11 protein-coding genes are annotated in these 15417 nt (G+C 43.7%); 7 read left to right on the top strand and 4 right to left on the bottom strand.

Annotated features, from left to right (window positions below):
• Positions 1–15: 15 nt before the first annotated feature.
• The 4 genes from ACMXYV_RS16320 (at position 16) to thiO (ending at position 6672) form a co-directional block, all read left to right on the top strand.
• Positions 16–4524: a pilus assembly protein gene (locus tag ACMXYV_RS16320; RefSeq protein WP_415889493.1), complete on the top strand. Its 4509-nt coding sequence runs from the start codon at positions 16–18 to the stop codon at positions 4522–4524.
• Positions 4521–4916, top strand: coding sequence for a type IV pilin protein (locus tag ACMXYV_RS16315; RefSeq protein ID WP_415889492.1), 396 nt, complete (start codon positions 4521–4523; stop codon positions 4914–4916). Before ACMXYV_RS16320 ends, ACMXYV_RS16315 begins: the two co-directional genes overlap by 4 nt.
• 49 nt (positions 4917–4965) lie before the next feature.
• On the top strand, positions 4966–5514 hold the full coding sequence (locus tag ACMXYV_RS16310) for a GspH/FimT family pseudopilin (RefSeq protein WP_415889491.1): 549 nt from the start codon (positions 4966–4968) through the stop codon (positions 5512–5514).
• Between the two features lie 72 nt (positions 5515–5586).
• Entirely contained in the window at positions 5587–6672 is a 1086-nt protein-coding gene (gene thiO, locus ACMXYV_RS16305; protein WP_415889490.1) for a glycine oxidase ThiO, read from the top strand.
• Between the two features lie 50 nt (positions 6673–6722).
• On the opposite strand, the gene nadE is transcribed toward thiO, so the two are convergent.
• Both nadE and ACMXYV_RS16295 read right to left on the bottom strand, forming a co-directional pair.
• Positions 6723–7556 carry an ammonia-dependent NAD(+) synthetase gene (gene nadE, locus ACMXYV_RS16300; RefSeq protein ID WP_415889489.1) on the bottom strand — a complete coding sequence of 278 codons (834 nt, stop codon included), beginning with the start codon at positions 7554–7556 and terminating at the stop codon, positions 6723–6725.
• Positions 7557–7634: 78 nt separating this feature from the next.
• On the bottom strand, positions 7635–8573 hold the full coding sequence (locus tag ACMXYV_RS16295; RefSeq protein ID WP_415889488.1) for an outer membrane protein assembly factor BamD: 939 nt from the start codon (positions 8571–8573) through the stop codon (positions 7635–7637).
• Positions 8574–8723: 150 nt separating this feature from the next.
• Between ACMXYV_RS16295 and rluD the strand changes: the two genes are divergently transcribed.
• From rluD to ACMXYV_RS16280, 3 genes are read left to right on the top strand one after another with little or no spacing between them, the layout of a single operon-like run.
• Entirely contained in the window at positions 8724–9695 is a 972-nt protein-coding gene (rluD, locus tag ACMXYV_RS16290; RefSeq protein WP_415889487.1) for a 23S rRNA pseudouridine(1911/1915/1917) synthase RluD, read from the top strand.
• Between the two features lie 4 nt (positions 9696–9699).
• Positions 9700–10431: a peptidoglycan editing factor PgeF gene (gene pgeF, locus ACMXYV_RS16285; RefSeq protein WP_415889486.1), complete on the top strand. Its 732-nt coding sequence runs from the start codon at positions 9700–9702 to the stop codon at positions 10429–10431.
• Between the two features lies 1 nt (position 10432).
• Positions 10433–11059, top strand: a complete 627-nt coding sequence (locus tag ACMXYV_RS16280) for a M15 family metallopeptidase (RefSeq protein ID WP_415889485.1) — start codon at positions 10433–10435, stop codon at positions 11057–11059.
• A gap of 10 nt (positions 11060–11069) precedes the next feature.
• Here ACMXYV_RS16280 and ACMXYV_RS16275 read toward each other — a convergent pair whose 3' ends face one another.
• Complete coding sequence (locus ACMXYV_RS16275) at positions 11070–14006, bottom strand: EAL and GGDEF domain-containing protein (protein ID WP_415889484.1); 2937 nt, start codon at positions 14004–14006, stop codon at positions 11070–11072.
• Positions 13999–15105: an FIST signal transduction protein gene (locus ACMXYV_RS16270; RefSeq protein ID WP_415889483.1), complete on the bottom strand. Its 1107-nt coding sequence runs from the start codon at positions 15103–15105 to the stop codon at positions 13999–14001. Before ACMXYV_RS16270 ends, ACMXYV_RS16275 begins: the two co-directional genes overlap by 8 nt.
• Positions 15106–15417: the final 312 nt, after the last annotated feature.

Raw genomic sequence — 15417 nt, 5'->3', positions numbered from 1 at the left:
GATGGAGGCAAAATAATGAAAGTCCTATTTTCTAAACACTTGAATTTAAAAGCCTGCAGTTTGTTGTTTTGCGCTATTTCATTCTCGTCAATTAGTAATGCAACAACCGTTGCTCAAACCCCGTTATTTTTAGGCGAAGGTAACGTTCCGGGGAATTTGGCGTTAGTGCCATCGGTTGAGTGGCCGACAGTACTAAGTGCCGCAAATATTGGCAGCTATGACGAAGATACTGAAAGTATCGGTTATTTCGATTCAGGTAAGTGCTATAGCTACCAATACGAATCTACAGAAACGGATCGACACTTTTATCCTGTAAGTCTGACAAGTAATTATAAATGTCCAGGCGATTACTGGAGCGGTAACTATCTGAATTGGGCGACCACTCAGACAATTGACCCATTTCGTTGGGCATTAACAGGTGGCTACCGTGTAAAAGACACTGTTACTGAGACATGGGTAGAAAAGGCTAGGCATAGCGGACAAAATAACTATTTTGATGAACGTACAATTAATGGTTCTTCCGTTGTAAATAATGCGACCCCTTTTTCAACGTCTTGGTTTAAATCTGAAGTTGGTGGTCTTTCAAATCAAATGCATTTTACCTTGCCGTCAGGCCATGGGTATACAAATATTACCTCTCCAACGTCTAGTGTTGTTTTCGCTGATACTGACTTTAGCTCAGGTTGGAGCGCATATTCTAATGGTAATGTTTCACGTAGTTCTACTGTCGCACAAGATGACAGTTTTTCCTTAAAAAAAACTGACAATGATGATCCACATGGTGGCTATAAAGATATTGGTTCTACAGTTGATTATGATGATTTTACCTTCGAAGCTTGGATTTATCGGCCTACAGTAGGTACTCAGAATGGCCAGTCTGATCGTTTATCTTTATCCAATGGAAGTGCAAGTGGATATGGCTTTAATGTATCTCAGAGTAATATCAAAATCGAACGACGTAATTCCGGAGGCGCGTCTTCGATCAGCAGCACTGTTTCATTTACGCGCCCAAGGGATGAGTGGTACCGCGTTGTATTTGAATCGGAAACAGGAAATAAGTTTAAGCTGACAGTTTATAACAGTTCCGGTAGTCAATTAGCGACTGTGACGAGTAATGCTGATAGTAACTATTCGAATTTTAGTCGTTTATATATTCACGGCGGGCACGAATACTATGTTGATAACATAACAATTAATGAAATCTCCGGAGGAGGTACCGTTGCTTATGAAAATATATCAAGTGATAAATATGGGACCTCTGTGCGAGTTAAGGTTTGTGATTCTAATATTGGCGTTGAAGAAAATTGTAAGCAGTATGGATCTAATTGGAAACCGGAAGGCCTAATTCAGCGTTATTCTGGCGAGATAAGATACAGTATTTTTGGCTATTTAAACGATTCAAATTTCAGTCGAGATGGTGGCGTTTTAAGAGCAAGTAAGAAGTTTGTTGGACCGACAAAATTAGATCCTACCTTAGGTGAAATCACCAATCCTAATGCTGAGTGGGATTCTTCCACAGGTGTTCTTATTCAAAATCCAGATTCATCGGATGCATCGGATACAGCTACTTATTATGGAGTAACTGTTGCGGACAGTGGTGTGCTTAATTACCTAAATAAATTTGGTCAATTAAATAGTAATAATTTTAAAAGTTATGATCCGGTTAGTGAACTCTACTACACCTCGCTTCGATACTTTAAAAACCAGGGCAATATAGAAGAATATTATACTAAAACACCTAGTCATAATTCGTCTCCTGGTAGTGCGGAAATTAGGAAGTGGGTAGATGGATTTCCGGTAGTTAGAACGTGGAGTGATCCAATCCAATATGCTTGCCAGAAAAATGTTGTATTGGGCATTGGTGATGTAAATACCCATAGGGATAAAAACTTACCTGGTAATACAAGTGGTACAGATGAGCCTTCTAAGCCGTCAGAAGTGAGTAGTGATAATACTGTTGATGTGAGAACGGCCACTGACAAAATAGCAGCTCTAGAGGGTATCAGTATTGATACAGGAGCTGCTAGCTATTCGGGTCGAAACAACTCAGCTTACATGGCTGGTTTGGCTTATGACGCGAATACTTCTGACATCAGACCTAATGATTTTGCAGGTACTCAGACGGTACAAACCTATTGGGTAGATGTGCTGGAAAATGAGGTGCTAAGGGATAAACGTAATAATCAGTTCTGGCTGACAGCAAAATATGGTGGATTTGTAGTTCGGAAACACCCTAGTTGTGAAGACCCTAATTACACGCCCACCGGAACTGAGTGCGCTACCCAAAGCTTAGGTGATCCTTATTTGAGAACCGATTCGCTTCCTGAGTGGTGGTGGTATACCAATACTGATGTTCTGGATCCCAATTCTGGCAGTGATTACAACCGTGCAGATAATTTTTACACTGCTGGTGAAGCCAGAAAAATGATAGATGGCTTGACTGATGCGTTTACTTCAATTGCTGCCTCAATTCGAGGTGCGGGGGCTACCTTAACTGCGAGTTCCTCTCGATTAGATGACAACTCTGCTGTTTATAATGCGTTAATGGATACAACTCTGTGGTCTGGGGATTTAGTAGCTCAAGCGATCTCTGGGAATGCTGTATTAGCCGGGGTTAATTCATGGAGTGCTGCTAGTATTATGGATGCATTGGCCGAAACGGATCTGCCAAATCGCAAAATTTATACTAGTACCTACGCTGCAGAGGATATTCTAACTGGAGTTACTTTAAATGAAGGTGGGGTGGAGTTTAAGTGGACGAGTCTATCTGCAGAACAAAAAGAGATGCTCAGGAAAACACCGTCCAACGGTCCACTGACAACAGAAGCGTTTGCCCAGCAGCGTTTAGATTTTTTACGTGGTAGTCGAACGCTTGAGCAGACAGTCTCTAATACGTCAAACCCCTTTAGGCAGAGAGGTAGTCGACTGGGTGATATAGTTAATTCATCACCAAAAAATGTTGAAAAGCTAAATTTTGGTTATGGGCAATTAGCCTATTCATCCTTCCCTAGCGATATCGATACTGACTATGTTGCCTATCGTGCTACTACAGCATATGTGAATAAGCCAAATCTAATTCTGTTAGGCGCTAATGATGGTATGTTGCATATTTTTGATGCTTCTTTTACCTCCAATGGTGGTAAAGAGTTATTTGCATACGTACCTTCAAATGCTTTTGGTAATTTATATGAGCTAACAGACCCTGATTATAGTCATCGTTTTTATGTGGATGGCCCTGTGGACTATGCAGACGCTTGGTTTGATCTTGCAGATGTACCTACAGGTGTGTCAGATGGTTGGAAAACTGTAGCAGTAAGTACTTTGGGTGCAGGAGGCAAAGGGGTATCGCTACTCGATATTAGTGATCCAGAGAATATGGATGGTGATAGTGTTCTATGGGAGTTCTCTCATGAAGACATGGGAGTGCTGATTCAAAAGGCTTCAGTGGTCGCATTACCGAACGGTAAGTTTGGAGTGATTGTTTCTAGTGGTTTCTCACACGGAAAATCACAAGGCCATATTTGGTTATTAAATGTAGCGGACGGCTCCATTATCAAAGACTTTGTTGTCCCAAGCAATGGCGGCTTGGGTCAAGTGTTGGCTGTGGACAAAAATGGAGATAAGGTGACAGATCGTCTATTGGTGGGTGATACCAACGGTAATTTATGGCGATTTGATTTGTCTAGTACTGATCCATTGGATTGGGAACCACCTGCAGGCTTATTAAGTGGTACAACGCCTGTTCCTTTCTTTACGGCAACTGATGGTTCAGGAACCGCGCAGCCAATTACTGCCCCAGTAGAAGCAGATTTTGATAGCAAAGGGCGAATAGTTGTTTTCTTTGGTACCGGCAGTTATTACTTAATTGGTGATAATGAGGTAGGGAATTCTCCACAAGTTCAGTCCTTGTATGGTGTGCATGATACAGGGGCCCCAATTTCTGGGCGTTCAGATTTACTTGAGCAAGAAATTTATTACGAAGCAACAGTCAGTGAAGGCGTAGTAAGCCTGATTACTGATAATGAACCTTTAGCCTCTGATAAAGGGTGGTTCTTAGATTTGGAGTGGAGTACTACATACGGAGGACCTGGTCCAAAAGGTGAGTTAGTTCACACCAAACCAGTGATTAGAATTGGGTCTATTATTTTTGCTTCGAAAATACCTTCTAATGACCCTTGCTTAGCTGGCGGCGAAACTCGCTTTTATTCTCTAGATCCAACGACTGGTGGAGTTCTTAGTTATAGTTCTTTTGATACGAATGGGGATGGCGTTATTGATGATTCCGATAAAGTTGCTTATACCTACACCGATGAAAATGGGGATGAACAGACTATTTATGTGCCAGCTTCAGGTATCATCTTTGATGGTGGTGGCGGAAGTGGTGTAAGTGATGATTCGATCGTGAATACCTCTAACGGCGATGCTCGTATATTGATTAATGACTCAGATTCAGATGATATCTTTGTGAAAAACTTTAATGAAAAATTTAGTGAAGGCCGCCAAGCTTGGAGAGAGGTGCAATGAATAGGGTTCATAAAGAGAAGGGGTTTTCTCTAATAGAATTAATGATAGCAATCGCCGTCGTAGGTATTTTGGCATCAATAGCATATCCAAGCTATCAAGCCCAAATTGCGGATGGGCGAAGAGCAGATGCTCAAGCAAACTTGCTGTCTTTAGTCCAACATATGGAAAGGGAGTTTACTGAAAATGGTACCTATATAGGTGCCTCATTACCTTATAATGAAGCACCTAGAGATGGAAATGCAAAGTTTTATGATTTAAGTTTGGCTTCGCAAGCCGCGACTACTTATATAATTCTCGCTCGTCCGAAGAATGTCATGGCAGGTGACGAGTGTGGTGATATGACAATTGATAATATTGGTCGTAAAACAGCCGGTGCGGCTGATTGTTGGTAATCTAAACAAGTAATTTCTCTTATCAACCTGCAAGGATCGCGGGGGATGTATGAAAAATGGATTTTCCTCCAGCAATTGCTGGAGGATGCCTTTTGCCTGTGCAAAAGGCTTCTCTTTATTGGAATTGTTATTCTCTATTGCACTACTGTCGGTAGTGCTTTTTTGGGCTATTCCTAGCTTTTCTTTATTGTTATCACGTGGGCAGCTTAATTCTGATATTTCCTCAGTTCGAGTTGCAATATCTACAGCTCGAATGACTGCTGTGTCCAAGAAATCACAGGTGATAGTTTGCAGTTGGGATGGTATTCATGGCTGCACAGGTAATGCTGGTACAGGCACTTTGGTATGGCAAAACGGCTTGTTTGTCTATATAGATACAAATGACAATAAAGCTTGGGATCCTCTGATTGATGAAGCGCTTAAAATACTCCCTTTTTCTTCTAGTAATACCATTAGTTGGAACAATGGAGAAAAAGTGATATTTAAATCAGATGGAAGTAGCCCAGGGTACAATGGTACTTTTGTTTTGGATGGGAGTTTGGATTCTGTTGAAGGCAAGCTTGTTTTATCGAGGACTGGTCGCTTGCGTAGTGGTTGATGAATACTGACAGGCTTTATTTCCTGGCTATATCTCTACTCAAATTTCTAACATGGTTAGTTTAGGTTTTAGATGTCTGATTTTTTAATAATTGGCGGTGGTGTGATCGGTATGATGTTGGCGCGAGAGCTTGCTCAAACCAATGCTGATGTCACTTTGTTAGATCGCCAAATGTGTGCGCAAGAATCTTCTTGGGCGGGTGGTGGTATTGTTTCGCCTTTGTACCCTTGGCGTTACCCTGATGCAGTCACAGAGCTGGCGACCTGGTCACAAAGTAGTTATATCCATTTAGCGCAAGATCTTTTGGATGAAACTGGTTTTGATCCTGAGCTGCGCCAAAAAGGCATGTTGATGGTATCTGTAGAGGATCAGCAGGATGCTCTAGATTGGGCGCAAAAATACCATCGTCCTCTTCGTAAAGTCGATACCGACTTTCTTTATCAGAAGGAGCCTAATCTTTGTTCTGGTTTAGAGGAAGGCTTATGGATGCCCGAGGTTTGCAGTATCCGTAACCCGCGTTTAGGTCGTTCCCTACGTGAAAGTTTAGTGCTAAACCCGCGAGTGACGCTGTTAGAAAACCAAGAAGTAAAAGGTTTTGAACTGGATGGTAACCACGTTGCTGGCGTTCAAACTGCAGACCATAAGCTGCGTGCGGATAAAGTAATTATCGCTGCGGGTGCTTGGAGTGCTGAGTTGCTATCTATGGTAGATAGAGAACTCCCTGTAGAGCCAGTACACGGACAAATGATGCTGTTCAAAGCCAAACCTGGTTTGGTAAATCGTGTCATATTAAAAGGCGGACGTTATGTGATACCGCGTAATGATGGCCGGGTGTTGGTAGGCAGTACAATGGAGCGTATCGGTTTTACTAAACGAACAACGGAAGAGGCTGGGAAATCTTTATATGCAACTGCGTTGGATATTATTCCTGCGTTGGCTGACTATGAAGTTGAACATCATTGGTCTGGTTTGCGACCTGGCTCGCCTGAAGGTATTCCTTTTATCGGAGAAGTTACCGGCTTGGACAATGTGTTTATCAATGCTGGCCAGTTTAGAAATGGCTTAGTACTTGCGCCAGCATCTACTCGACTGCTTGCCGATTTGCTGCTGGGCAGAGATACAATTATCTCTGCTGAACCTTATCGAATGGATCGTTAAGAAAAAAGCCTGCAAGCAACTAGTAGTGTTTGCAGGCTTCGTCGGGATGTTTAGTCGTAGATGGTTGGAATCGGCTGACGTTTATGTTGTGTGCGATTGTAGATCTCTATAATACGTTGTTCGACTTCCGCTTCAACGCTCTTACCTTCCAAGAAATCATCAATCTGATCGTAGCTAAGGCCAAGCGCATGTTCATCAGCTTTTTGAGGTGCTAAACACTCTAGGTCAGCTGTAGGTGTTTTATCCACAAGTAGTGCGGGGGCGCCTAAAGCTTGAGCTAACTGACGGACTTGGCGCTTGCTCAGGCCAAATAAAGGAGCGAGGTCACAAGCTCCATCTCCCCATTTGGTATAAAAGCCGGTGATGTTTTCGGCGGAGTGGTCGGTACCTATAACTAACCCCCCCATAATACCGGCAACTTCGTATTGAGCGATCATTCGCGCCCTTGCCTTTACGTTACCTTTAGCGAAATCTACAGCTCCCTCTGAGGCCTGATTGAGTTGTGCTTCAGCGAGTGATGCTGTGACTTCTGAGTGAATGCCTTCAACCCCTGGTTTTACATTAACTGCAATAGATTGCGTGGGCTGGATAAATTGAAGTGCTAGTTGCGCATCTTCTTCGTCTTTCTGTACGCCGTAAGGCAAGCGCATAGCAATAAATTGATAGCTGCTATCGTTGCTTTCTTCGTTTAGTTCATTGACTGCTAATTGCGCTAGTCGGCCACAGGTGGATGAGTCTACGCCGCCACTAATACCGAGTACTAGGTTCTTCAGACCAGAGGCTATCAGGGTGTTTTTGATAAAACTTACTCGGCGTGTAATTTCCTGAGCAGGGTCGATTGCAGGTAGTACCTGCATCTCTTTGATAATCGCTGCTGCCTGCATATTTGTCTCTCTTATATCTCTTTATGGTTCCCTAAGAAGCAAAAAGGCACCTTTTAGGTGCCTTTATGTTTTTCTACGTTATTTCTTCTGTTCCTCATCTTCATCATCAAACACACCGAAAGTTACGGTGCTGAAGAGAGATCGATCAGGTTTAGGTGCGTCAGTGCTTTCATTCATACGAACAGGAGTTGCCACAGGTACCTCTTTAGCGTCGCTAAACAGGTCAAATGTTGCAGCATCAAATAGGGTTTTTTCACCTTTATAAATAGGTGTGTATTGGTAATTTGGGAAGTTCTTTGCTAATACCGCTTGCGTATCTGCAGCAAGGTCCTGTTGACCTAAGTGGGTATAAGCTTCGATCATGACAGCCAATGCGTCAGGTACAGCAGGCGTTTCCTGCATGTTTTCAATTACATAGCGACCGCGGTTAGCTGCAGCTACAAAAGCTTCGCGCTGGATGTAGTAACGGCCTACATGAACTTCGTATGCGGCTAGGCGGTTTTTTAGGTAAACCATACGCTTTTGCGCATCAGGAGCGTATTGGCTATCAGGATAGCGGCTTACGAGAGTCGAGAAGCTCTCAAAAGAATCTAGGGCTGCACCAGGATCACGTTTAGTTTCATCAATTGGAAGGTATTGTGTAATCCAATTGATATCTTGTTCAAACGCGGTCAAACCTTTTAGGTAATATGCGTAATCAATGTTGTCATGATTCGGGTGTAAGCGTATGAAGCGATCAGCTGCTGCTCGCGCTGCTTCAGGCTCATAGTTTTTAAAGTAAGCGTAAACTAATTCTAATTGCGCTTGTTCAGAAAAACGGCCAAATGGGTAACGAGCTTCTAGAAGTTGGAATTTTTCGATCGCTACATCGAAGCTTTCGTTGTCCAAAGCAGTGATTGCTTCTTGGTATAATTGCTGTTCAGGAACATCTGGATATTCTTGAACGTCTTCAAACCATGAACAGGCTGCTGTCATTAGACAGAATAAAGCAACAATAAGACTCTTGGTAATACGCATCTTTATATTAATCCCGGTGTAGTCTCTTGCCCGAACGGTTATACTGGGCAGAAAGAGGCTATATGCAATTCAACGGCCTATTTAACCATAACTGATAGGGCCTGTTAACAGACCCAGACATATCAATTTAGAAAGTTCTAACAGGTTCGAATGTCTGATCAAATACATTTAGAAGCGCGCATCGAAGATGATCTTGTTGGTAAACGCTTGGATCAAGCGGTAGCACAGCTGTTTCCCGATTATTCCCGCTCACGTTTGCAGGGCTGGATTAAAGACGGTTCAGTTAAAGTTGATGGTGAGGTAAAACGTCCCCGAGATAAATTGTTGGGGGGGGAAACCATTGTTATCGATACTCAGCTGGAGATGATCGAAGATCATAAGCCGCAGGATATACCTCTGAATATCGTGTACGAAGACGATCATATCTTAGTAGTTAATAAGCCTGCTGGCTTGGTAGTGCATCCGGCTGTCGGTCACCGTGATGGTACCTTACTAAACGCACTGCTGTTCCACTGTCCTGATATTGCACAAGTACCGCGAGCAGGTATTGTTCACCGCTTGGATATGGACACTACAGGATTGATGGTGATCGCTAAGACCATTGCGGCTCAAACGGAACTGGTCGATCAGTTGCAAGAGCGTTCGATGGGGCGTGAATATGAAGCTGTAGTTCACGGTGTGATGACCGGTGGTGGTACGGTTGATGAGCCTATGGGTCGCCATGGTAAAAATCGCCAAAAAATGGCTGTTGTTGGTGTAGGTAAAGAAGCTACCACGCACTATCGCGTATTAAAGAAAATGCGTGCCCATACCCATATCCGATTGAAGCTTGAAACGGGCCGTACCCATCAAATTCGTGTGCACATGTCGCATATTAATTATCCTCTCGTAGGTGATCAGCTTTATGGTGGCCGTTTCCGTCTACCTAAAGGTTGTAGCGATGAGATGATTGAAGGCCTTCGCGACTTTAAACGCCAGGCTCTTCATGCCAAAAAGCTGGAGCTCTGGCATCCAGAGACGGGCGAACTGGTTTCTTGGGAAGTTGATCTTCCTGATGACTTTGAACATCTTTTATCGTTACTTCAAGCCGACTTAGATGCTCATGCAGATGAGATGGTGTAATTAAATGCAATTTATTCTCCCAGATTGGAATGCGCCTCAAGGGGTTAAGGCGTGTACGACTACACGTATCGATGGTGTGAGTCGTGGTGTTTATCAAGGATTAAATCTGGGGGATCACGTTAAAGATGATCCTGAGCATGTCAAACAAAACCGGCAAGCAGTGATTACTGAACTGGGCTTATCGCGTAACCCTCAGTGGTTATCGCAAGTTCACGGAGTTAATCTGATCGAAGCTCAGAATGATGATGTTTGTCGTGAAGCTGATGGATGCTGGAGCCAAGAAACGGGTCAGGCATGCATTGTGATGACGGCTGATTGTCTTCCAGTATTGTTTGCTGATGGTAATGGTAAACGTGTTGCTGCAGTACATGCCGGCTGGCGAGGGCTGCTTGATGGCATTTTGGAGCAAGCGGTCGCGGGCTTTGATGAGCCAGAAAATCTACATGTTTGGCTAGGCCCGGCTATAGGTCCAGATGCATTCGAAGTAGGGAAAGAGGTGCGAGATCAATTTGTCGCGGTTCAGGCGCAGGCTGGTCAAGCTTTTACCCCTGTTGTCGGTTCAGCAGACAAGTATCTAGCAGATATCTATCAGTTAGCTCGTCAAAGGCTAAATGCTGTAGGTGTAAGTATTGTCTCTGGCGGTGAGTATTGCACCTATACTGATGCTGAGCGGTTTTATTCCTATCGTCGAGATGGTGTAACAGGCCGAATGGCAAGTCTGATCTGGATTGAATAACGTGGATTTAATTACTACTAAGCCTGAACTCTTTGTTGATCTCTTAGAAGTCGACTCCAGCATCGTTATCGATCTTAAATATTTTACCGGCGATAACTTTGTTGGTGAGACAATTTGCGGTTATCTGAGCGAGACTTGCCTGTTAACAAAACCTGCAGCATTAGCTTTGCAAAGGGTTCAACACTCATTGGCTGAATTTGGTTTGGGGCTAAAAGTATTTGATGCCTACCGACCTCAGCGTTCAGTTGATCAGTTTATTGCTTGGTGTGATCAAGACGGTGCTAGTAACACACAGGAGCGATTCTTTCCTACATTGCAGCGTCCGGAACTGTTTAGCAAAGGGTATCTTATCCGGCATTCCAGCCACACTCGGGGAAGCACGGTTGATCTGACATTGATCGATTTAGATTCCAAGGCAGAACTCGATATGGGCACAGAATTTGATTTCTTTGGCCCCGAATCTTGGTTTGATTCAAACATAGCATCTGCGCAGGCGCGAGCGAATCGAATGTTACTGCAGGGAGTGATGGTCCAGCATGGCTTTGTGCCTTTCCATCAAGAGTGGTGGCATTTTACTTTGCAGGATGAGCCATTTCCGAATCAGTATTTTGATTTCGAAATAAGCTGATTCGACTTGTTTACTTCCAATGTTGGCTCAGATTAAACGCGGCTAGCCAATCTGGGATCAGATCTGCTGGCATCGGTTTAGCGATGCCATAACCTTGCGCATGGTGGCAGCCTAATGCCATCAGGCAGCGCCCATGCTCAGGGCTTTCCACCCCCTCGGCTATGACTCCACGATTAAAGGCTTTGCCCAAGCCAATAATCCCTTCAACAATTGTTTTGTCTTCATCATCGTCCAGCATATCCATAACAAAGCTACGATCAATTTTTACTGTATCAGCAGGAATCTTGCGTAGATATGTAAGAGATGAATAGCCTGTGCCAAAGTCGTCTAAGGCAAACTTTATCCCTAATTTGTGACATTTATCGATGATGTCGCAAGCTGCGCTGACATCGTTAAACGCTGTGGTTTCTAATACTTCTAACTCGATTGCTTCTGGCGGAACCTCCGGGTATTTAGCCAGTAGGTCGGCTAATTGCTCAGGAAACGCTGGGTTTTGTAAATGCTCGGCCGAAATGTTGATGCTGGTGGATAGTTTGAGCCCGGCGGCTCTCCAGACTCGAAGCTGTCGTATCGCTTCGTTCATCACCCAAGAGCCTAACTTTGTAGCAAGATCAGAGTTAGTAATATGTGGCAAAAAGCTATCTGGGGGTAGTAAATTTAGAGTCGGATGCTGCCAGCGAATTAGTGCTTCAACACCATAAACTTCACCTGTTTGCATGTTGATCTTCGGCTGATAAAACAGCACAAATTCCCGATTTATAAGTGCTTCATGGATCTCATCTTGTGCTTTATGTTGGTCTTGAGTTTGTCTATCTACAGCAGGATCAAAGAAGTGGTAGCGGTTGCGGCCAGTTTGCTTAGCGGTATACATTGCCTGATCCGCATGGCGGATCATGGTATCTGCGTCGGAATCATCATCTGGATAAAGTGTCGCGCCTATACTGGCTGATATCGAGAGATTACGCTGCTTTATTTGGAAAGGTCTTGCCAGAGTTCGGTTTAAATTCGCCAAAATCCCTTGGCAGTGCGTGACATTTTTTAGTTGCGTTAAGATTACAACAAATTCATCGCCACCGAGTCGCGCAATAACCTGCTCGGGGCCTAACGTCTTCTGCATGCGCTTTGCCGCTTCGACTAGAAGCATATCGCCAACATCATGGCCATAAGTGTCATTAATAGGTTTGAATTCGTCTAAATCTATATAAGCAACCGCCATCATTTGCTTATGCTGTTTACAATGTTGTAGTGCTGTTTGTAAGCGGTCTGAGAGCAAGACGCGGTTGGGTAGTTGAGTTAGGGCATCAAAATGCGCCATCTTTTCTAATTGATGTTGATGCTCTTTGAGCTGCGTAATATCGGAGAAGATACTTACGTAATGAGTGGTATCTCCGTTGGGGCTTTTTACCGCAGCAATATTAAGTAGTTCTGCGTAAATTTCTCCCGATTTGTTGCGATTCCACACTTCGCCGCGCCAGTGCCCATTTTGTCTGAGACTCTGCCACATGGCAGCGAAAAATTCTTCACTGTGATGGCCTGATTTTAATATGCTGGGAGAGAGCCCAATAACTTCAGCGGCGTTGTAGCCGGTTAACTGATAAAAGGCGTTATTTACATCCAGAATGATCCCTTGCTCATTGGTGATCATCACACCTTCGCTGGCATGTTCGAATACACTAGCTGCTAGTCTAAGTTGTTGTTCGGTGCGTTTGCGTTCAGAAATATCGGAAATGAGCGTGACGAAGTGGTTGATCTTACCTTCTGTGCTTTCTTGCGCACTCATCGCTATCTCGGTGTGCACAACGGGACCAGAGTAACTGATTAACCGGAGCTCATGACGGACATGGTCAGTATCGTCATTAAGTAAACTTTCACACATCAGTTTGAAATTGGTTTGGTCATCTGGATGGATCAGTTCTAATAGCGGAGTGATTTGTAGGTGTTCAGGCTCGTATCCAAGCATTTCGCAAAGATAAGTGTTGGTTTGGATCCAGTCGCCGTCCGTTGTAATCAATGCCATTCCAATTAAACCGAGCTCAAAATAGCTACGGAATATTGCTTCGCTGGTGCTTAACGCTTGCTGTGCTTCGTGTAGCTGGGTGATTTCATGACTTACGCCTAATACGCCAATGATATCTCCCGACGCTGATTTCATAGGGGTTTTGGTTGTTTCCAGCAGAGCTCGGTGACCGTCATTAGCAAATGTGACCCACTCTTGGAATGTATTGGTCCTATCAATTTCTAGCGTTGCTAGGTCATGCTTACGGAAAGAGTCAGCGAGTTCTTTATCGACAAAGTCGTAGTCTGATTTACCAACTATCTCATGCTCCAAAGCACCAAAGAATTCTTCAAAGCGAGTGTTGCAGGCAAGGTAAGTGCCCTTTGGGTCTTTTAGCCATACCAGTTCTGGTATGGTGTCGATTAAAGAATCGAGGAAAGAGCGTTCTTTATGGAGTTGTTTGTATGCTAGAGCTCCACCTAAAGCAACAAATAGTTTTTCGATGATTGGTCTTAATTGTCGTAGCTCTTTTTGCGTGAAGTAACTATCGTCGCGCAACAAGCGAACGTAGCCTAACGCCCCCAAGCGAAATATAGCAGCACTTCCCTCTGTACAGTGTTTCTCTGCGAGTTGTTCAGACGATGCTGTCGCTAAATCGTAGCAACAAAAGTCCTCATCATCTTGAAGTGAAATAGCAGGGTGGTTGAAGGGAAGCTTAGTTTCTTTTGAACGGCTAAAAGGAAAAGCGAAATAAAGATTATATTCTTGGATCGATTGAGTAAATTTTTCCGGTAATAGCCATATGCCAAGAAACGTAATTTCACTTTGACGCATGAGTGATGCAGTGAATTCTTGGCATACCTGATCAGGGTCTAGGCTATTACCTACAGCCAATGATAATTCGTACATCCGCTGTATATCAGACCTTAAGTCTGTTGGGGTTTTACTCATAGAAACTGCATATGCCGAAGGTTTTATTATAGAAGTTTACCGGACGCTCGCCGTTACTTGCTATTTCACCTAAGGCTAATATACCGGAGACATCCGTGCCTGGGTTTATTTTGTTTACTTGCTCGTAAACTGTGCGTAGTTCTGTTGGAAATTGACTGTCTAACGCAACCGTTCGTGATAAACAGTCACAGACTAAAACCCCAGATGTGTTGGTCGACATTGTTTCTTCAACCGCTTCTCTGGCCGCTTCTATTAAATGTTCAGGGGTGCCTTCTACTAGGTACATGAGCGCCCCTTGAGGGATATCTGATAAAAACATCACGTCGTTATTGCCACAGAGTGCGATTGGGTCTCGAACCACATCTTCTGCACCAGGGTGTTCAACTGCAAACGGATATCTAGGTGTTACATCTTTGTAAAAACGTTCGGCCGGAGTCCTTTGTAGTTTAGATGGAAGAGAATTCCGGTAAGCGGTTTCTGCATCTTCCCAATCTAGTTCGTGAAGGACGTTGCCCGTGGTTCTGCTAGCAACAAATGGCCCTGAATGTCTAACCCAGCCGTGTTTTGCAACACTGCGACTGGTTTGGTCGATAATTGCGACTAATGCTGCATCTAGCTGCGTACCCCAAGGCCCAAAAATGCAGGCGTCGGCTTTTAGGTCGTGGTTTCCTGCGCCAGCACCAAAGTAGCTACAGCGTTTGCTATAGCGGTTGTAAAGTTGGTTAAGCAGGTTGTCGATTTGTGGGGATAAGCAATCAACCAAGGTCAGGCAAGTAGCGCCTTCTTCAGGAATATCGTTATAGGACGGTAGGTCTGAAATTCTTTCTTCTTCTGAAGGCATCGGCAAAACAACGGGAGGACTAAGGCAATTGACCTTAATGGCTAGAGCGCCTTCATAGAGCATGCGCTTTCCGTGGATTAAGCCGGGAAATACTGCGCCAAAGAATCTGCACCCTATAAGATTCAGTTGTTCGACTAAATGGTCGAGGTCATCTTGATGTTTATCAGCAAGAAAAATTAACCAATGCTCTTGATCCTTGAGCGTTTCGCCTCCGATTACAGAAACAAGTTCTGAAATATCATTAAATCGGATGTACATCTCACACCTTACTTTTTTGTATTTATTATTCAGGTAGTAAAGAACCCATTAATATACTGAGAAGATCGTTATTGCAATTACCTGTATAGAGTAAGGTTATAACCTTTTTGTAACTTAGTGTTTTCCATGTATCTAAAAATATAGCCTAAATATTCTCATTTCAGAGTGACAAACATTGGGATTGCTTTTGTGGACTCTGATGTGAATAAGACGTCAGGCTTGGGTAATCGTGAGGATTGGGATAGAGATTAAACGGAGAGTTATCCTGCTGGAATGGTTGAAACTTTCGTGGTTTCGGCTAAGAATTAGTTA

The organism is Neptuniibacter sp. SY11_33 (assembly GCF_047778025.1).
Taxonomy (GTDB): domain Bacteria; phylum Pseudomonadota; class Gammaproteobacteria; order Pseudomonadales; family Balneatricaceae; genus Neptuniibacter.
Note: the sequence above shows the minus strand (reverse complement) of the source record. Positions and strands in the feature narration are given on the sequence as shown.